This is a genomic window from Pseudomonas sp. 9.2(2024) (assembly GCF_039695385.1).
Classification (GTDB): Bacteria; Pseudomonadota; Gammaproteobacteria; order Pseudomonadales; family Pseudomonadaceae; genus Aquipseudomonas; species Aquipseudomonas paraglycinae.
Map to the genome: position 1 here is coordinate 334,778 of NZ_CP155585.1, position 18,668 is coordinate 353,445.

The window sequence follows — 18,668 nt, forward strand, 5'->3', positions numbered from 1 at the left end:
TCGGGCAGCGAGTAGCAGGATGCGCAGTCTAGTGAATTTCGCGAGCGCCTGTCCCGCTACCAAGGTCGCAAACGAGGCGTCTATTTAGCGGGTTTCAAGTAAAATACCGTTACTGGATCTGCAACAACGCGGCAAATTGTCCGACGTTTTGCGTAAACAAAAACGCCCCGACAAGTCGGGGCGTCCGGTGAAGCAGCGAGCGAGTTATTCGACCGCTTTGACCATGTCTTCGATGACTTTTTTCGCGTCGCCGAAGACCATCATGGTCTTGTCCAGATAGAACAGTTCGTTGTCCAGGCCGGCATAGCCGCTGGCCATCGAGCGCTTATTGACGATGATGGTCTTGGCCTTGAACGCTTCGAGGATCGGCATGCCGGCAATCGGCGATTTCGGATCGTTCTTGGCGGCCGGGTTGACCACGTCGTTGGCGCCGAGCACCAGCACCACGTCGGCCTGGCCGAACTCGGAGTTGATGTCTTCCATTTCGAACACCTGGTCGTACGGCACTTCGGCCTCGGCCAACAGTACGTTCATGTGCCCAGGCATCCGACCGGCCACCGGGTGGATCGCATACTTCACGGTCACGCCATGGTGGGTCAGCTTCTCGGTCAGCTCTTTCAAGGCGTGCTGTGCGCGAGCCACCGCCAAGCCGTAACCCGGAACAATGATCACGGTGTCGGCGTTGGTCAGCAGGAAAGTCGCGTCGTCAGCCGAACCGGATTTCACCGGACGGGCTTCCTTCTCACCGGCAGGACCGGCATCTGCTGTATTGCCGAAACCGCCGAGCAGTACATTAAAGAAGGAACGGTTCATCGCCTTGCACATGATGTACGAGAGGATCGCACCGCTCGAACCCACCAGCGAGCCGGCAATGATCAGCATCGAGTTGTTCAGCGAGAAGCCGATACCTGCCGCCGCCCAGCCGGAATAGCTGTTGAGCATCGACACCACCACCGGCATGTCGGCGCCGCCGATCGGGATGATGATCAGCACGCCCATGACGAACGCCAGGGCCAGCATCAGTGCGAACGCGGCGAGGTTGCCGGTCAGCATGAAGGTGACGCCGAGGATCAGCGTTGCCAGACCCAGTACCGCGTTCAGCTTGTGCTGACCGCTGAACTGTACCGGTGCACCCTGGAACAGACGGAACTTGTACTTGCCCGACAGCTTGCCGAACGCAATCACCGAACCGGAGAAGGTGATTGCACCGATGGCTGCGCCGAGGAACAGCTCCAGACGGTTACCCGCCGGGATCGAGTCGCCCAGTTGCTTGACGATGCCCAGCGACTGCGGCTCGACCACGGCGGCGATGGCGATGAACACCGCTGCCAGACCGATCATGCTGTGCATGAACGCAACCAGTTCCGGCATCTTGGTCATTTCAACGCGCTTGGCCATGATCGAACCGGCGGTGCCGCCGATCAGCAGGCCGACGATCACATAGCCAATACCGGCGGTGGCCAGCTCAGCGCCCAGCTTATAGATGAGGCCGACAGTGGTGATGATTGCCAGCGCCATGCCGAGCATGCCGAACAGGTTGCCGCGGCGCGACGTGGTCGGGTGCGACAGCCCCTTGAGGGCCTGGATGAAGCAGATCGACGCGATCAGGTAGAGCGTCGTGACGAGGTTCATGCTCATTACTTAGGCGCCTCTTCTTTTGCTTTCGGGGCCTTCTTCTTGAACATCTCAAGCATGCGGCGGGTCACCAGGAAGCCACCGAAGACGTTGACCGCGGCCAGTGCCACGGCGAGGGTGCCCATGGTCTTGCCCAGCGGGGTGACGGTCAGTGCGGCCGCGAGCATGGCGCCGACGATCACGATCGCCGAAATGGCGTTGGTCACTGCCATCAAGGGCGTGTGCAGCGCGGGTGTAACGTTCCAGACCACGTGGTAACCGACATAAATCGCCAGCACGAAGATGATCAGGTTGTAGATACCGGGGGAGATAAGCTCTTCCATCGTCTGAATCCCTGCTTAGGCGTTTTTGCGGATGACTTGGCCGTCGCGGCACATCAGGCACGCGGCGACGATGTCGTCTTCGAGGTTCACTTCGAACTGGCCTTCTTTGGTGAAGACCAGCTTCAGGAAGTCCAGCAGGTTGCGTGCGTACAGCGCCGAGGCATCTGCGGCGACTTCACCGGCAAGGTTGGTCGGGCCGACGATGGTCACGCCGTTCTCGATCACGACCTGATCGGCCACGGTCAGCGGGCAGTTGCCACCCTGAGCGGCCGCGAGGTCGATGACCACCGAGCCGGGTTTCATCTGCGCCACGGTGTCTGCGCTCAGCAGCGTCGGTGCCTTGCGGCCCGGAATCAGTGCGGTGGTGATGACGATGTCAGCCTGCTTGGCGCGCTCGTGCACGGCCTGGGCCTGACGCTGCATCCAGCTCGCCGGCATCGGGCGTGCGTAACCGCCGACGCCGACCGCGCATTCGCGTTCTTCATCGGTTTCGTAAGGCACGTCGACGAACTTGGCGCCGAGGGATTCGATCTGTTCCTTCACGGCCGGACGTACGTCGGACGCTTCGATGACGGCACCCAGACGTTTCGCCGTGGCAATCGCCTGCAACCCGGCCACGCCGGCACCCAGAATCAGCACGCGCGCCGCTTTCACGGTGCCCGCAGCGGTCATCAGCATCGGCATGAAGCGCGGATAGTAGTGAGCGGCCAGCAGCACGGCCTTATAGCCGGCAATATTCGCCTGGGACGACAGCACGTCGAGACTCTGGGCCCGGGAGGTACGTGGTGCCGCTTCCAGGGCGAACGCGGTAATCCCGCACTCGGCCATCTTCGCGATGGTGTCGTTGTTGAACGGGTTGAGCATGCCCACCAGCACCGTTCCGCGCTTGATCAGCGTCAGTTCGGCATCGCTTGGCGCGACCACTTTGAGAATCAGCTCGGCGCCAAACGCGTCATTGGCACTGCCAATGGTTGCGCCTGCCGCTTCATAGGCACTGTCGACAACGCTGGCTTTAACGCCGGCGCCGGTTTGCACAGTGACCTTATGACCTTGGCTGATCAGCTTTTTAATGGTTTCCGGGGTTGCAGCAACCCGTGTTTCACCGGTCTGGGTTTCGAGAGGAACACCAATGTGCACGTCAAATCTCCTGCGTGATCTTATTGAGTAAACCCATGCACTACGGATGGTGCGACTGGGGCGGCCGATCAGCACGATCCCGCCAAATCAGGGCGGGGCGCGGCATTTTGCAGGCGAAGTTTATGCCCTTCAAGGGATTATGACGGGTGACGGAAAATTAACTACAAGTCATCCCGTGACCGAATGTCGCAGATGGCCAGTTGAATCCCTTGCAGGCCGTGCCTTTCAAGGATTCTGGATGAATTTGAAGATTTTTCTCATCGGTGACGTGAATAGGCCGCAATGAGTCGCGAATGAGGGCGCAAAGCCACGTCGGCAGGCGCTTGTGGGACGTCTGTACGACTTTCGGATACAGTCTGTCGATTTGCGACAAATAGTTATATCTGTAGGGCTTTAATTTTCCTGACTACTGGGTTAGCAATCGCTGAAACCCTTTAGCCTTCTAGGTTGTAGCTGTGTGCCTGGTTCACCAGCCAGTCGCGAAAAGCCTTGAGTGAAGCGGATTCAACCTTTCGCTCCGGAATCATCAGGTAATACGCCTTGATGCTGGAGAGCGCGTTCGGGTTGGCAATCACCAGGCGTTTCTCGGCCAGTTCGCGCTGAATGAGGAATGGTGGGATCAGCGCGATGCCCATGTCGTGCATGGCGGCCTGGGCCAGCATGGAGAATAGCTCGTAGCGCGGACCTGTCATGTCGCGGGGGATGTTCAGGTGTTGCGAGTTGAACCACTGTCGCCAGGCGTAGGGGCGGGTGGTTTGCTGGAGCAGCGGCAGATCGGCGATTTCATCGGGTGTCAGATGCGTCTTGTTGCCGAGCAGGACGGGACTGCATACAGGCATCGGATTCTCGCCCATCAGCCTGTGGGATTCGGTACCGGACCAGTCGGCATCGCCAAAGTAGATGGCGGCATCGAATTCGGTGTCGGCAAACAGGAACGGGCGGGTGCGGTTGGTCAGGTTGACCGTCACTTCCGGATGTTTGAGCTGGAAGTCCTTCAGCCTTGGCAACAGCCATTGCGTGCCGAAGGTGGGCACCACGGCGAGCTCAATCACATTGGTGCCTTGCTGACCCATCACCGACAGGGTGTCGCGCTCAACGGCGTCGAGTTGGGTGGCGACCCGACGACTGTAGGAAAGGCCCGCTTCTGTCAGCTTCACCCCGCGACGCGAGCGTCGGAAGAGTTCGACGCTGAGGAAGTCCTCCAGGCTGGCGATCTGTCGGCAAATGGCGCCCTGGGTGAGGGAAAGTTCTTCAGCGGCCTTGGTAAAGCTCTCGTGACGGGCAGCAGCCTCGAAGCTGATCAGGGCGGTGGTGCTGGGTATCTTGCGGCGCATGTACGTCAACCTCACTAATACATCGCTTAATCGGCATCTCGCGACGTTTCGGAGTGAGAAATTAGCACAACAGGATGCGAAATCCTCGTTTGCCGGGATGGGGAAGCGCGCCTAGGATCAATGCCACGTTAATTCACCCGATTTGCGAGGACTCACTCATGGGCGGTAAAGCTAGCTTCAACTGGATCGATCCACTGCTGCTGGATCAACAGCTGACTGAAGAAGAACGCATGATCCGCGACACTGCCGAGCAATTCGCCCAGCAGAGCCTCGCGCCGCGCGTGCTCGAAGCCTTCCGCCATGAAAAGACTGACCCGGCGATCTTCCGTGAAATGGGTGAGGTCGGCCTGTTGGGCGCGACCATCCCCGAGCAGTACGGTGGCAGCGGCCTCAACTACGTCAGCTATGGCCTGATCGCTCGTGAAGTCGAGCGTGTCGACTCTGGCTACCGTTCGATGATGAGCGTGCAGTCTTCGCTGGTGATGGTGCCGATCAACGAATTCGGTACTGAAGCACAGAAGCAGAAGTACCTGCCGAAGCTGGCTTCCGGCGAGTGGATCGGCTGCTTCGGTCTGACCGAGCCGAACCACGGTTCCGATCCAGGCGCGATGATTACACGTGCACGTAAAGTCGACGGCGGCTACAGCCTGACTGGTGCCAAGATGTGGATCACCAACAGCCCGATCGCCGATGTGTTCGTGGTCTGGGCCAAGGACGATGCTGGCGATATTCGCGGTTTCGTTCTGGAGAAGGGCTGGAAAGGCCTGAGCGCTCCGGCGATTCACGGCAAGGTCGGCCTGCGGGCTTCGATCACCGGCGAAATTGTCATGGACAATGTGTTCGTGCCGGAAGAGAACATCTTCCCGGATGTGCGTGGACTGAAAGGTCCGTTCACCTGCCTCAACTCCGCACGTTATGGCATCTCTTGGGGCGCGTTGGGTGCTGCCGAGTTCTGCTGGCACACCGCTCGCCAGTACACCCTGGATCGTCAACAGTTCGGTCGTCCGCTGGCCGCCACTCAGTTGATCCAGAAGAAGCTGGCTGACATGCAGACCGAGATCACTTTGGCACTGCAAGGCTGTCTGCGTCTGGGCCGCATGAAGGATGAAGGCACTGCTGCGGTTGAAATCACTTCGATCATGAAGCGCAACTCTTGCGGCAAGTCTCTCGAGATCGCCCGCATGGCGCGTGACATGTTGGGCGGCAACGGGATATCCGATGAATTCGGCGTGGCCCGTCACCTGGTCAACCTGGAAGTGGTGAATACCTATGAAGGCACTCACGACGTTCACGCGCTGATCCTCGGTCGTGCGCAGACCGGCCTGCAGGCGTTCTATTAATAGGAGAGCGACCATGGGCGCGCTGTCGCATCTGCGGGTACTGGATTTATCGCGAGTGCTGGCCGGCCCATGGGCCGGGCAAATTCTTGCTGACCTTGGGGCGGAAGTGATCAAGGTCGAGCGCCCGGGGAATGGTGACGACACTCGCGCCTGGGGGCCGCCCTTCCTGAAGGACGCTTATGGCGAGAACACTAGCGAGGCGGCTTATTACCTGTCGGCCAATCGCAACAAGCAATCGGTGACGATCGACTTTACGCGTCCCGAGGGCCAGAAGCTCGTTCGGGAGCTGGCAGCCAAGTCCGACATCCTGATCGAAAACTTCAAGGTGGGTGGTCTGGCGGCGTATGGCTTGGATTACGAGTCGCTGAAGGCGATCAATCCGGATCTGATCTATTGCTCGATCACCGGTTTTGGTCAGACCGGACCGTATGCCAAGCGTGCGGGTTATGACTTCATGATCCAGGGGCTTGGCGGGCTGATGAGTCTGACCGGGCGACCTGAGGGTGATGAAGGTGCCGGGCCGGTGAAGGTGGGTGTGGCGCTTACGGATATCCTGACGGGGTTGTATTCGACCGTGGCGATTCTGGCGGCATTGGCTCACCGTGATCACGATGGCGGCGGGCAGCATATCGATATGGCGTTGCTGGATGTGCAGGTGGCTTGTCTGGCTAACCAGGCGATGAATTACCTGACGACGGGCAATGCGCCAAAGCGGCTAGGGAATGCGCACCCGAATATCGTGCCGTACCAGGATTTTCCTACGGCCGATGGCGACTTCATTCTTACCGTGGGCAATGACGGGCAGTTCCGCAAATTTGCCGAAGTGGCGGGGCAGCCCCAGTGGGCGGACGATCCGCGTTTCGCGACTAATAAGCTGCGGGTGGCGAACCGTGCGGTGCTGATTCCGCTGATTCGTCAGGCTACTGTATTCAAGACAACTGCAGAGTGGGTGGCTCAGTTGGAGCAGGCAGGTGTGCCGTGTGGGCCGATCAATGATCTGTCACAGGTATTCGAGGATCCGCAGGTGAAGTCTCGCGGGTTGGCGATTGAGCTGCCTCACGCGCTGGCGGGGATGGTGCCGCAGGTGGCCAGCCCGATCCGGTTGTCGCGGACGCCTGTCGAGTATCGCCTTGCGCCTCCTTTGTTGGGCGAACACACCTTGGACGTTTTGCAGCGGGTGCTGGGTCTTGGGGCTGGAGCAGTGGCTGCGATGAAAGAGGATGGAGTGCTCTGATGGTTCTCTCTATATAGAAGGGGTGCTGAATCCTTTTCTATATAGAGGGAATTGGATGTTTTTGGCCTATCTGCAAGTTATTGAAAGAAAAGCGAAATTAAGGGTTGACGGCAGATTCTGAGTCTCTATAATTCGCCCCACTTCCGGCGCAGTCGAAACGGAAAACTCCTTGAGATTCAATGAGTTAAGTAGGTTTCGAAAGCGGGTCGCTTCAGTTCATCGAAGTCTGGAAGGAGTTGGAAATGCCGGTTCTTTTGGTGCTTTCAACGGTTCGATCTTCTCGGTCGAAAGCGGAGAAAAAGAGGTGTTGACAGCAGCGTGTAACGCTGTAGAATTCGCCTCCCGCTAACGAGAGATCGGAAGCGCAAGTGGTTGAAGTTGTTGAAGAAATCTTCGAAAACTTCTGAAAATAATCACTTGACAGCAAATGAGGCTGCTGTAGAATGCGCGCCTCGGTTGAGACGAAAGATCTTAACCAACCGCTCTTTAACAACTGAATCAAGCAATTCGTGTGGGTGCTTGTGGAGTCAGACTGATAGTCAACAAGATTATCAGCATCACAAGTTACTCCGCGAGAAATCAAAGATGTAACCAACGATTGCTGAGCCAAGTTTAGGGTTTCTTAAAAACCCAAAGATGTTTGAACTGAAGAGTTTGATCATGGCTCAGATTGAACGCTGGCGGCAGGCCTAACACATGCAAGTCGAGCGGATGAAGGGAGCTTGCTCCTGAATTCAGCGGCGGACGGGTGAGTAATGCCTAGGAATCTGCCTGGTAGTGGGGGACAACGTTTCGAAAGGAACGCTAATACCGCATACGTCCTACGGGAGAAAGCAGGGGACCTTCGGGCCTTGCGCTATCAGATGAGCCTAGGTCGGATTAGCTAGTTGGTGAGGTAATGGCTCACCAAGGCGACGATCCGTAACTGGTCTGAGAGGATGATCAGTCACACTGGAACTGAGACACGGTCCAGACTCCTACGGGAGGCAGCAGTGGGGAATATTGGACAATGGGCGAAAGCCTGATCCAGCCATGCCGCGTGTGTGAAGAAGGTCTTCGGATTGTAAAGCACTTTAAGTTGGGAGGAAGGGCAGTAAATTAATACTTTGCTGTTTTGACGTTACCGACAGAATAAGCACCGGCTAACTCTGTGCCAGCAGCCGCGGTAATACAGAGGGTGCAAGCGTTAATCGGAATTACTGGGCGTAAAGCGCGCGTAGGTGGTTCGTTAAGTTGGATGTGAAATCCCCGGGCTCAACCTGGGAACTGCATCCAAAACTGGCGAGCTAGAGTATGGTAGAGGGTGGTGGAATTTCCTGTGTAGCGGTGAAATGCGTAGATATAGGAAGGAACACCAGTGGCGAAGGCGACCACCTGGACTGATACTGACACTGAGGTGCGAAAGCGTGGGGAGCAAACAGGATTAGATACCCTGGTAGTCCACGCCGTAAACGATGTCAACTAGCCGTTGGGAGCCTTGAGCTCTTAGTGGCGCAGCTAACGCATTAAGTTGACCGCCTGGGGAGTACGGCCGCAAGGTTAAAACTCAAATGAATTGACGGGGGCCCGCACAAGCGGTGGAGCATGTGGTTTAATTCGAAGCAACGCGAAGAACCTTACCAGGCCTTGACATCCAATGAACTTTCCAGAGATGGATTGGTGCCTTCGGGAACATTGAGACAGGTGCTGCATGGCTGTCGTCAGCTCGTGTCGTGAGATGTTGGGTTAAGTCCCGTAACGAGCGCAACCCTTGTCCTTAGTTACCAGCACGTAATGGTGGGCACTCTAAGGAGACTGCCGGTGACAAACCGGAGGAAGGTGGGGATGACGTCAAGTCATCATGGCCCTTACGGCCTGGGCTACACACGTGCTACAATGGTCGGTACAAAGGGTTGCCAAGCCGCGAGGTGGAGCTAATCCCATAAAACCGATCGTAGTCCGGATCGCAGTCTGCAACTCGACTGCGTGAAGTCGGAATCGCTAGTAATCGCGAATCAGAATGTCGCGGTGAATACGTTCCCGGGCCTTGTACACACCGCCCGTCACACCATGGGAGTGGGTTGCACCAGAAGTAGCTAGTCTAACCTTCGGGAGGACGGTTACCACGGTGTGATTCATGACTGGGGTGAAGTCGTAACAAGGTAGCCGTAGGGGAACCTGCGGCTGGATCACCTCCTTAATCGACGACATCAGCTGCTCCATAAGTTCCCACACGAATTGCTTGATTCATTGAAGAAGACGAAAGAAGCAGCCCGAAATTGGGTCTGTAGCTCAGTTGGTTAGAGCGCACCCCTGATAAGGGTGAGGTCGGCAGTTCGAATCTGCCCAGACCCACCAATTTTGTGTGGGAAACGCCTGTAGAAATACGGGGCCATAGCTCAGCTGGGAGAGCGCCTGCCTTGCACGCAGGAGGTCAGCGGTTCGATCCCGCTTGGCTCCACCACTACTGCTTCTGAAGTAAGAGCTTAGAAATGAGCATTCCATCGCTGCGATGGTGAATGTTGATTTCTAGTCTTTGACTGGTTCGTTCTTTAAAAATTTGGGTATGTGATAGAAAGATAGACTGATGGCCACTTTCACTGGTGGTGATCAGGCTAAGGTAAAATTTGTGAGTTCTCTTAGTTGAGAAATTCGAATTTTCGGCGAATGTCGTCTTCACAGTATAACCAGATTGCTTGGGGTTATATGGTCAAGTGAAGAAGCGCATACGGTGGATGCCTTGGCAGTCAGAGGCGATGAAAGACGTGGTAGCCTGCGAAAAGCTTCGGGGAGTCGGCAAACAGACTTTGATCCGGAGATGTCTGAATGGGGGAACCCAGCCATCATAAGATGGTTATCTTGTACTGAATACATAGGTGCAAGAGGCGAACCAGGGGAACTGAAACATCTAAGTACCCTGAGGAAAAGAAATCAACCGAGATTCCCTTAGTAGTGGCGAGCGAACGGGGACTAGCCCTTAAGTGGCTTTGAGATTAGCGGAACGCTCTGGAAAGTGCGGCCATAGTGGGTGATAGCCCTGTACGCGAAAGTCTCTTAGTCATGAAATCGAGTAGGACGGAGCACGAGAAACTTTGTCTGAATATGGGGGGACCATCCTCCAAGGCTAAATACTACTGACTGACCGATAGTGAACTAGTACCGTGAGGGAAAGGCGAAAAGAACCCCGGAGAGGGGAGTGAAATAGATCCTGAAACCGTATGCGTACAAGCAGTGGGAGCAGACTTTGTTCTGTGACTGCGTACCTTTTGTATAATGGGTCAGCGACTTATTTTCAGTGGCGAGCTTAACCGAATAGGGGAGGCGTAGCGAAAGCGAGTCTTAATAGGGCGTCTAGTCGCTGGGAATAGACCCGAAACCGGGCGATCTATCCATGGGCAGGTTGAAGGTTAGGTAACACTGACTGGAGGACCGAACCGACTACCGTTGAAAAGTTAGCGGATGACCTGTGGATCGGAGTGAAAGGCTAATCAAGCTCGGAGATAGCTGGTTCTCCTCGAAAGCTATTTAGGTAGCGCCTCATGTATCACTGTAGGGGGTAGAGCACTGTTTCGGCTAGGGGGTCATCCCGACTTACCAAACCGATGCAAACTCCGAATACCTACAAGTGCCGAGCATGGGAGACACACGGCGGGTGCTAACGTCCGTCGTGAAAAGGGAAACAACCCAGACCGTCAGCTAAGGTCCCAAAGTTATGGTTAAGTGGGAAACGATGTGGGAAGGCTTAGACAGCTAGGAGGTTGGCTTAGAAGCAGCCACCCTTTAAAGAAAGCGTAATAGCTCACTAGTCGAGTCGGCCTGCGCGGAAGATGTAACGGGGCTCAAACCATACACCGAAGCTACGGGTATCACGTAAGTGATGCGGTAGAGGAGCGTTCTGTAAGCCTGTGAAGGTGAGTTGAGAAGCTTGCTGGAGGTATCAGAAGTGCGAATGCTGACATGAGTAACGACAATGGGTGTGAAAAACACCCACGCCGAAAGACCAAGGTTTCCTGCGCAACGTTAATCGACGCAGGGTTAGTCGGTCCCTAAGGCGAGGCTGAAAAGCGTAGTCGATGGAAAACAGGTTAATATTCCTGTACTTCTGGTTATTGCGATGGAGGGACGGAGAAGGCTAGGCCAGCTTGGCGTTGGTTGTCCAAGTTTAAGGTGGTAGGCTGAGATCTTAGGTAAATCCGGGATCTTAAGGCCGAGAGCTGATGACGAGTTGCCTTTAGGCGACGAAGTGGTTGATGCCATGCTTCCAAGAAAAGCTTCTAAGCTTCAGATAACCAGGAACCGTACCCCAAACCGACACAGGTGGTTGGGTAGAGAATACCAAGGCGCTTGAGAGAACTCGGGTGAAGGAACTAGGCAAAATGGCACCGTAACTTCGGGAGAAGGTGCGCCGGTGAGGGTGAAGCACTTGCTGCGTAAGCCCACGCCGGTCGAAGATACCAGGCCGCTGCGACTGTTTATTAAAAACACAGCACTCTGCAAACACGAAAGTGGACGTATAGGGTGTGACGCCTGCCCGGTGCCGGAAGGTTAATTGATGGGGTTAGCTAACGCGAAGCTCTTGATCGAAGCCCCGGTAAACGGCGGCCGTAACTATAACGGTCCTAAGGTAGCGAAATTCCTTGTCGGGTAAGTTCCGACCTGCACGAATGGCGTAACGATGGCGGCGCTGTCTCCACCCGAGACTCAGTGAAATTGAAATCGCTGTGAAGATGCAGTGTATCCGCGGCTAGACGGAAAGACCCCGTGAACCTTTACTATAGCTTTGCACTGGACTTTGAATTTGCTTGTGTAGGATAGGTGGGAGGCTTTGAAGCGTGGACGCCAGTTCGCGTGGAGCCATCCTTGAAATACCACCCTGGCAACTTTGAGGTTCTAACTCAGGTCCGTTATCCGGATCGAGGACAGTGTATGGTGGGTAGTTTGACTGGGGCGGTCTCCTCCTAAAGAGTAACGGAGGAGTACGAAGGTGCGCTCAGACCGGTCGGAAATCGGTCGTAGAGTATAAAGGCAAAAGCGCGCTTGACTGCGAGACAGACACGTCGAGCAGGTACGAAAGTAGGTCTTAGTGATCCGGTGGTTCTGTATGGAAGGGCCATCGCTCAACGGATAAAAGGTACTCCGGGGATAACAGGCTGATACCGCCCAAGAGTTCATATCGACGGCGGTGTTTGGCACCTCGATGTCGGCTCATCACATCCTGGGGCTGAAGCCGGTCCCAAGGGTATGGCTGTTCGCCATTTAAAGTGGTACGCGAGCTGGGTTTAGAACGTCGTGAGACAGTTCGGTCCCTATCTGCCGTGGACGTTTGAGATTTGAGAGGGGCTGCTCCTAGTACGAGAGGACCGGAGTGGACGAACCTCTGGTGTTCCGGTTGTCACGCCAGTGGCATTGCCGGGTAGCTATGTTCGGGAAAGATAACCGCTGAAAGCATCTAAGCGGGAAACTTGCCTCAAGATGAGATCTCACTGGAACCTTGAGTTCCCTGAAGGGCCGTCGAAGACTACGACGTTGATAGGTTGGGTGTGTAAGCGCTGTGAGGCGTTGAGCTAACCAATACTAATTGCCCGTGAGGCTTGACCATATAACACCCAAGCAATTTGAGTCGAAAGGCCAGATTGCGGTGTGTGAAGACGAAAATGAACCGAAAGTTCGACGCTCACAAAACACCGAAAGCTGTCACATACCCAATTTGCTGAAGCGAGGCCCTCTGGCCACGACTCAGTACCCGAATTTCTTGACGACCATAGAGCGTTGGAACCACCTGATCCCATCCCGAACTCAGAAGTGAAACGATGCATCGCCGATGGTAGTGTGGGGTTTCCCCATGTGAGAGTAGGTCATCGTCAAGATTAAATTCCGAAACCCCAATTGCGAAAGCAGTTGGGGTTTTGTTTTAGTAGAAGTCACCGATTTTTGCCGGAACGTTACTGCGGTAACGGGCTGGTCACAGAATTTCTTGACGACCATAGAGCGTTGGAACCACCTGATCCCATCCCGAACTCAGAAGTGAAACGATGCATCGCCGATGGTAGTGTGGGGTTTCCCCATGTGAGAGTAGGTCATCGTCAAGATTGAATTCCGAAACCCCTGTCTGCTAACGCAGACAGGGGTTTTGTCGTTTCAGTGCTCACAAAAGTCCGATATTCAAACCGCTTTGCGTGCCTTGCTGCTCCGACGAGCCTGCCATTTGCGCCACCAGATGTAGACGCCAGTTCCCGACAACCCTGCAATCAGAACACCCAATATCGCGATCATCACTTGCCCGGTGAAGCCTATGATCCGTCCCCCATGTATCGGCAACTGCAATCGATAAAACCGCTCTCCCAATGTCCCTTCTCCTGCGATCTCCTGCCCCAGTAATCGCCCGTCAGTACCGTGGAAGAACAACCAGGATTTGCCGTGGGCCTCGGTGTCATGCTGCCCAAACCCCGCACCGTAAAAGTTGTACTCAAAGCTGTAATACACCTCGCCGATCGCCGCCGTCAGCCCCAACCTTTTCCCCTCCTGTTGTGCCCTTTCGTATGCCTGTTGATAACTTAATCGGGTGATCCCCAGCTCTTCGGCAGGCATTCGCCCTCGCGCCTCATACACGCTCGGTTCAATCGGAGAAAACAGCGACACCGCGGGTTTGAAGACCTGGCTCGGCAGGTTCATCGCCACACTGCTGACGGCTATCGGCAGCAATAACAACCACAGCCACAAGCCCCCCGCCCGGTGCAGATCGAAGTTGAGTCGATAGGCATGCCCACCCTTGATCTTCCAGGCGTTCGACCACTTCTTCCAGAACGGTTTACCCCGCGGCAACGTCAGCCAGAGGGCGATGAAGCAATCGATTACCCAGGCGATGGCCACCAACCCCATCAACAGCAAACCCCAGTTGCCGGGCAGTGTCAGGTTGTAGTGAAACTCGAGAATGAACGGAACAAAGTTCTCACGCTGAAAGCAGCATTCGCCCCAATAACGCTGGCCTTTCTGCTCGCCACTGACCGGATCGAGGTAGAACACTTCATTGCGTTCTTTAAACGGTTCGCCCGTCGCCGGATCATTTCGCGCAACCGCCGCCAGCAATGCCGTGTGGCCTGCCTCATTCGGGTACTCCATGTACCAGACCTGCAACTTCGGATGGGCCGATTGCACCACATCAACCAGCTCACCTGGCGGCAGACGCTCCCCCTCGGCCGAGGCCGCGTAAAACTCCGGATTCAACCACTCATCCAGCTCATGGTTGAACGCCAGAATGCTCCCCGTGATCCCGGCCAGCAGCAGAAAAACCGCCGTGGCCAATCCGATATACCGGTGCAATAAAACCAGAAACGAACGCATGAAAATTCCCCACAGATACGACAAAGCCAGCCCCTGAAATCAGGGGCTGGCTTTTCTATGCACAAGACAAAGGCTTAGAACTGGTAACTGACCGTCGCGGCGACGTTGCGCTCTTCGCCCATGTAGCAGAAGTCCAGACTGGCGCAGGAGGCTACGTAGGATTCGTTGGTCAGATTGTTCGCATTCAGGCGTACGTCGACACCCTTCAGACCGACCTTGCCGAGGTCATAGCCAATCGATGCGTCGAACAATGTGTAGGACGGCACTTTCATGGTGTTCTCTGCATCCGCCCAGCTATAGCCGACATAACGCACACCACCGCCCAGTCGCAGCCCGTCGAGTGCCGCGCTGTCGAACTTGTAGTCCGCCCACAGCGATGCCATATGTCGTGGCGCCTGGGTTGGCGAGTTGCCCTTGTTCTCGATCAAATTGGTCGGTGTGCTCAAGGTGCTGGTCATCGACTTCGAGTATTCAATGTCGGTGAAGGTGTAGCTGCCGAGCACTTTCAGGTTGTCGGTCAGCTGCATGTGCGCTTCAAGTTCCAGCCCCTGAGAGCGGACAGCGCCTACAGCGCGATAGAAGTTTTCCTGCGGCAGTTTGGTCGCCAGATTCTCCTGATCGATGCGGAACAACGAGGCGGTGAACAGGTTGTCAGTACCCGGCGGCTGATACTTCAAGCCCATTTCCCACTGCGTTCCATCGGTCGGTGCAAGAGGATTGCCAGCACTGTCCGCGTAGGAATTCGGGTTGAACGACTCGGAATAGCTGACGTACGGCGCGAGACCGTTATCGAACAGATACAGCGCGCCGGCACGGCCGGTGAGCTTGGTGCGTCGATCATTGATCTCGGTGCCGACCGGACGGCCCGCTTCGGCGATGCGGTTTTCGTCGGAGGTTTCCACCCAGTCCTGGCGCAGTCCCAGCGAGAAGCGCCACTTGTCCATCTCGATCAGGTCTTGCAGGTAAACGCCGGTCTGCTCCAGGCGCCGCAGATAGCTTGTCTCGCCGTACGGCGTAATAGCCGAATTGCCATACACCGGGTTGAACGCGTTGATCGGCGCCAGGCCGCCACTGGTCCAGTCGACCACGGTTTTGCGTCGCTGGTAATCCGCCCCCATCAGCACTGTGTGCTTGGTCGCGCCGGTGAAAAATTCGGCCTGGAGCATGTTGTCGACGATGAACGCGTGCAGACGTTCATCACCGCCGGTGTAGTAGCGATTCAATTCGTTGCTGGTCGGCGACGTCCAGCCATAGGCGTACACCTGATCCATGTTCACTTTGGAGTCGAGGTAGCGGAAATTCTGCCGCGCGGTGAAGACGTCGTTGAAGCGGTGTTCGAACTGGTAACCGAACGACTGCTGATCACGGGAGTAACCATCGATGCCCGGCTCGCCTTCGAAGAAATGCGGCGAAATGCGATTGCCGTTGCGTTGATGAATCGTGCCGTCGGCCGGCACGCCACCGTGATAGCCGCCGTACGGGTCATGCTGCAGATACGCTTGCAGGGTCAGCGAGGTGTCTTCGCTGAAGTCGACGCTGACGGTCGGCGCTAGGGCGAAGCGCTTTTCCTTGTTGTGGTCGAACTGCGTGTCGGACTGATCCGTTAATCCGATCAGACGATAGGCGATGCGTTTGTCGTCATCGACCGGTCCGCTGAAGTCAAAACCAACACCGCGCTGACCCTGAGTGCCGACGGTGGCTTGAACCTGGTGATAGGCCTCGTACAACGGTTTCTTGCTGGTCAGCGCCACCAGACCGCCCGGCGAGCTGCGGCCGTAGAGCACCGACGACGGGCCCTTCAGAATATCGACACGCTCAAGGAAATACGGATCGACCTGCATCGTGCTGTAGGTGCCGCTGTCGCCCATCGACTTGAGGCCGTCGAGGTAGATGTTATCCACCGAACCGTCGTTGAAGCCGCGCATCGCCACATAGTCGTAACGGTGCGTGGCGCCGTAAGGGTTGGTCAGTACGCCGGGGGTGTAACGCATGGCCTGGGACACGGTTTGCGAGCCCTGGTCATCCATTTGCTCACGGGTAACCACGGACACGCTTTGCGACGTTTCCAGCAGCGCGGTACTGGTTTTGGTGGCGATCTGACTGTGCGTCGCGTTATAGCCGTCCATGCTGCCCAGCGCGTTACCGAGGGTGAAGCCTTTGATGTCGGTGGTCGGCAGAGACAGTGCTTCGGTTTCTGCGACGGAGCGCAACACATAGCTGCTGCCATCCTGGCTGACCGCCTCCAGGCCCGTGCCTCCGAGCAAGTGGCTCAGGGCCTGATCGGTCGAATACTCGCCCTGTACACCCGGTGACTGCCGGCCTTGGGTTTGCTGCGGCGTCATCGACAACGTGATGCCCGCCTGGCGCGCGAACTGGTTGAGCGCATCGCCCAGCGGCCCGGCGGCGACGTTGTAGCGGTGGCTGCTGACCTCGCTGGCATTGGCCGCCATGCTCAGGCTCGGCATCACGCCAACGCCGAGTGCAGTAGAGAACAGCGCCGCCCGAACGGCGTGACGCAACAGGCCCGATTCGGCAGAGAAATTCAGAGGGTTCTTACAGGTAACGCGCGCAGTCATTGTAGGTTTCCGTAGGCAGTCGCGAAGGCTGAGTTGAAGTGCTTACTGACTAAGCCGGATTTGCCGCGAAAACCCGCCAAAATAATTTCAGGCCACAGACTCCAGCGTCACCCACCAACGAGTGCGGTAGCGCAATTGCACCGGCAGGGTCTGCGGCAGGATCGCCAGCAGCTTGTCGGTGTCCTCAAGACGGAACACGCCGGACAGGCGCAAATCCGCAATGTCCGACGCACAGTTCAGAAAGCCCTGACGATACCGGCTGACTTCGCTGAGGAAGTCGCCCAGCCGCATGTTGCGGGTCACGATCAGCCCGTCGACCCAGGCACCGGCGTCCATGTCCAACGGCGGCGCCGGGCGAATTTGATGGTGGTCGATCAAGTAGCTCTGACCGGCGATTGCTTCCGTCGAGTTGCCGGCGGAGTGAATCGCGACCCGGCCACTGGTGACGCTCAGGCGCGTGCATCCATCTTCCTGGCGCAGAATGAATCGCGCCTTGAACGGCTCGTAACTGCCATGACGACTCTGCACCCGCAGCGGTCGGTCAAATGGCGCACCTTCATCGGCACCGCCACAGGTGATGATGATTTCGCCACGGGTCAGTTTGATCAGCCGTTGCTGGGCGGTGTAATCGAGATCCACGCTGCTGGCGGTGTTGAGCTCGATCCGCGTGCCGTCCGGCAGCTGGAAGCCACGGCGCTCGCCGGTGGCGGTGGCGTAGTCGGCGCTCCACTGTTGCCAGGCGGAAGTGTCTTTGGCCAACCATCCCGCCGAGCCCATCAGCAGCGCGCCGGACAACAGCTTCAGTGCCTGACGTCGACCCAACCCCTGCGCACTGTTTTCCAGCGTATTGAACGCCACCTGCGCACCGGGCACGGCGCGCAGATTGTGGGTCAGTTCAGCTTGCAGAGACTGCACCCGTTGCCAGGCCAGTTCGTGATCATGGTGTTCGGCGCGCCATTGTTCGCACTGGCGATTCAGGCGCGGATTGCCATGGTTGTTGCGCAGACGCAGGAGCCAGTGAATGGCCTGTCGGACGACCTGTTGCGGTGGCTCGGCGCGTCGGCCAAGCGAGAGGTTATCCACCGGCATCAGTTTTCGTACCGCAGCACGTAGCAGTGAAACAGGGCGTCGGCGACGTAGCGTTCTACCGAGCGCAGGGACAGGCCCATCTGCTCGGCGATCTGCTTGTGGGTCAAACCTTCGCACTGAGCCAGCAGAAACGCCTGACGCACTTTCGGCTTCAAGCCTTCAAGCATGCGGGCGATGCCTTCGAGCAGTTCGATCACCAAGGCACGGGATTCGGCACTCGGGGTTTCGGCTTCAGGCAAATGGGCGATGGTTTCCAGATAGGCGCGTTCAATTTCTTCACGGCGCCAATGATCAATCACCAGCCCTCGGGCAACTGTGCGCAAAAACGCGCGAGGTGCCTTGAGTTCCAGACGCTCGGTGCGCTGCAACAGTCGAACGAAGGTGTCCTGGGCCAGATCCGCCGCATCGGCAGCATTGCCCAGCCGAGCGCGCAACCAGCCGTTGAGCCAGCCGTGATGACTACTGTAAAGCGCCTGTACTGCAAACTCAGGAGAGGACATGAACGCGACAGCCCGAACGTCACAAATGATAATTAGTCGCATTGTCATCAAGGGTTACAGAATTTGCAACCGGCGCTGCAAAACAGTCATCAAAAATTGACAGGCGAACGCTCTGGCACGCCGTTCGGCGGGAATCTGGCAGAAATGTCGTCCATTTCCCACAAAGCCCTAAGTTTTCTC

At 56.7% G+C, this 18,668-nt stretch carries 10 protein-coding genes, 2 tRNA genes and 4 rRNA genes; 8 read left to right on the forward strand and 8 right to left on the reverse strand.

The window, feature by feature from the left end:
- Nucleotides 1–204: 204 nt before the first annotated feature.
- From ABFB52_RS01570 to ABFB52_RS01585, 4 genes are all read right to left on the reverse strand, one after another.
- Nucleotides 205–1,638, reverse strand: a complete 1,434-nt coding sequence (locus ABFB52_RS01570; protein ID WP_085613551.1) for an NAD(P)(+) transhydrogenase (Re/Si-specific) subunit beta — start codon at nt 1,636–1,638, stop codon at nt 205–207.
- Nucleotides 1,638–1,958, reverse strand: coding sequence for an NAD(P) transhydrogenase subunit alpha (locus ABFB52_RS01575; RefSeq protein WP_003220416.1), 321 nt, complete (start codon nt 1,956–1,958; stop codon nt 1,638–1,640). The genes ABFB52_RS01570 and ABFB52_RS01575 overlap by 1 nt, the downstream gene beginning before the upstream one ends.
- Before the next feature lie 15 nt (nt 1,959–1,973).
- Nucleotides 1,974–3,095 (reverse strand): Re/Si-specific NAD(P)(+) transhydrogenase subunit alpha, encoded by a 1,122-nt coding sequence (locus tag ABFB52_RS01580; protein ID WP_011331831.1) that lies wholly within the window; start codon nt 3,093–3,095, stop codon nt 1,974–1,976.
- Between the two features lie 434 nt (nt 3,096–3,529).
- Nucleotides 3,530–4,429 (reverse strand): LysR family transcriptional regulator, encoded by a 900-nt coding sequence (locus tag ABFB52_RS01585; protein WP_129973313.1) that lies wholly within the window; start codon nt 4,427–4,429, stop codon nt 3,530–3,532.
- Between the two features lie 158 nt (nt 4,430–4,587).
- On the opposite strand from ABFB52_RS01585, the gene ABFB52_RS01590 reads away from it, so the two are divergent.
- From ABFB52_RS01590 to rrf (ABFB52_RS01625), 8 genes are all read left to right on the forward strand, one after another.
- Nucleotides 4,588–5,769, forward strand: a complete 1,182-nt coding sequence (locus ABFB52_RS01590; protein ID WP_011331834.1) for an acyl-CoA dehydrogenase — start codon at nt 4,588–4,590, stop codon at nt 5,767–5,769.
- A 13-nt stretch (nt 5,770–5,782) separates the two neighbouring features.
- Nucleotides 5,783–7,003 (forward strand): CaiB/BaiF CoA-transferase family protein, encoded by a 1,221-nt coding sequence (locus tag ABFB52_RS01595; RefSeq protein WP_102688256.1) that lies wholly within the window; start codon nt 5,783–5,785, stop codon nt 7,001–7,003.
- Nucleotides 7,004–7,645: 642 nt separating this feature from the next.
- Nucleotides 7,646–9,182, forward strand: a 16S ribosomal RNA gene (locus tag ABFB52_RS01600).
- 81 nt (nt 9,183–9,263) lie between these two features.
- Nucleotides 9,264–9,340, forward strand: a tRNA-Ile gene (locus ABFB52_RS01605).
- Between the two features lie 30 nt (nt 9,341–9,370).
- A tRNA-Ala gene (locus ABFB52_RS01610) sits at nt 9,371–9,446 on the forward strand.
- Between the two features lie 244 nt (nt 9,447–9,690).
- Nucleotides 9,691–12,581: ribosomal RNA gene (locus ABFB52_RS01615) — 23S ribosomal RNA — on the forward strand.
- Nucleotides 12,582–12,733: 152 nt separating this feature from the next.
- Nucleotides 12,734–12,849: ribosomal RNA gene (gene rrf / locus ABFB52_RS01620) — 5S ribosomal RNA — on the forward strand.
- Between the two features lie 106 nt (nt 12,850–12,955).
- A 5S ribosomal RNA gene (rrf, locus tag ABFB52_RS01625) occupies nt 12,956–13,071 on the forward strand.
- The 16S, 23S and 5S rRNA genes sit together here with 2 tRNA genes alongside, the layout of an rRNA operon.
- A gap of 73 nt (nt 13,072–13,144) precedes the next feature.
- Here rrf (ABFB52_RS01625) and ABFB52_RS01630 read toward each other — a convergent pair.
- The 4 genes from ABFB52_RS01630 to ABFB52_RS01645 form a co-directional block, all read right to left on the reverse strand.
- Entirely contained in the window at nt 13,145–14,323 is a 1,179-nt protein-coding gene (locus ABFB52_RS01630; protein WP_129974168.1) for a PepSY domain-containing protein, read from the reverse strand.
- Nucleotides 14,324–14,397: 74 nt separating this feature from the next.
- Nucleotides 14,398–16,899 carry a TonB-dependent siderophore receptor gene (locus tag ABFB52_RS01635; RefSeq protein ID WP_129974167.1) on the reverse strand — a complete coding sequence of 834 codons (2,502 nt, stop codon included), beginning with the start codon at nt 16,897–16,899 and terminating at the stop codon, nt 14,398–14,400.
- Between the two features lie 87 nt (nt 16,900–16,986).
- Complete coding sequence (locus ABFB52_RS01640; RefSeq protein WP_102688637.1) at nt 16,987–17,988, reverse strand: FecR family protein; 1,002 nt, start codon at nt 17,986–17,988, stop codon at nt 16,987–16,989.
- Nucleotides 17,988–18,488, reverse strand: a complete 501-nt coding sequence (locus ABFB52_RS01645) for a sigma-70 family RNA polymerase sigma factor (RefSeq protein WP_085748543.1) — start codon at nt 18,486–18,488, stop codon at nt 17,988–17,990. Before ABFB52_RS01645 ends, ABFB52_RS01640 begins: the two co-directional genes overlap by 1 nt.
- Nucleotides 18,489–18,668 lie beyond the last annotated feature (180 nt).

Excerpts from the sequence above, each read along its gene's own strand:
- ABFB52_RS01640 (WP_102688637.1), bottom strand. The coding sequence starts at position 17,988 with ATGCCGGTGGATAACCTCTCGCTTGGCCGACGCGCCGAGCCACCGCAA.
- ABFB52_RS01630 (WP_129974168.1), bottom strand. The coding sequence starts at position 14,323 with ATGCGTTCGTTTCTGGTTTTATTGCACCGGTATATCGGATTGGCCACG.
- ABFB52_RS01635 (WP_129974167.1), bottom strand. The coding sequence starts at position 16,899 with ATGACTGCGCGCGTTACCTGTAAGAACCCTCTGAATTTCTCTGCCGAA.
- ABFB52_RS01590 (WP_011331834.1), top strand. The coding sequence starts at position 4,588 with ATGGGCGGTAAAGCTAGCTTCAACTGGATCGATCCACTGCTGCTGGAT.
- ABFB52_RS01595 (WP_102688256.1), top strand. The coding sequence starts at position 5,783 with ATGGGCGCGCTGTCGCATCTGCGGGTACTGGATTTATCGCGAGTGCTG.
- ABFB52_RS01585 (WP_129973313.1), bottom strand. The coding sequence starts at position 4,429 with ATGCGCCGCAAGATACCCAGCACCACCGCCCTGATCAGCTTCGAGGCT.
- ABFB52_RS01570 (WP_085613551.1), bottom strand. The coding sequence starts at position 1,638 with ATGAGCATGAACCTCGTCACGACGCTCTACCTGATCGCGTCGATCTGC.
- ABFB52_RS01575 (WP_003220416.1), bottom strand. The coding sequence starts at position 1,958 with ATGGAAGAGCTTATCTCCCCCGGTATCTACAACCTGATCATCTTCGTG.
- ABFB52_RS01645 (WP_085748543.1), bottom strand. The coding sequence starts at position 18,488 with ATGTCCTCTCCTGAGTTTGCAGTACAGGCGCTTTACAGTAGTCATCAC.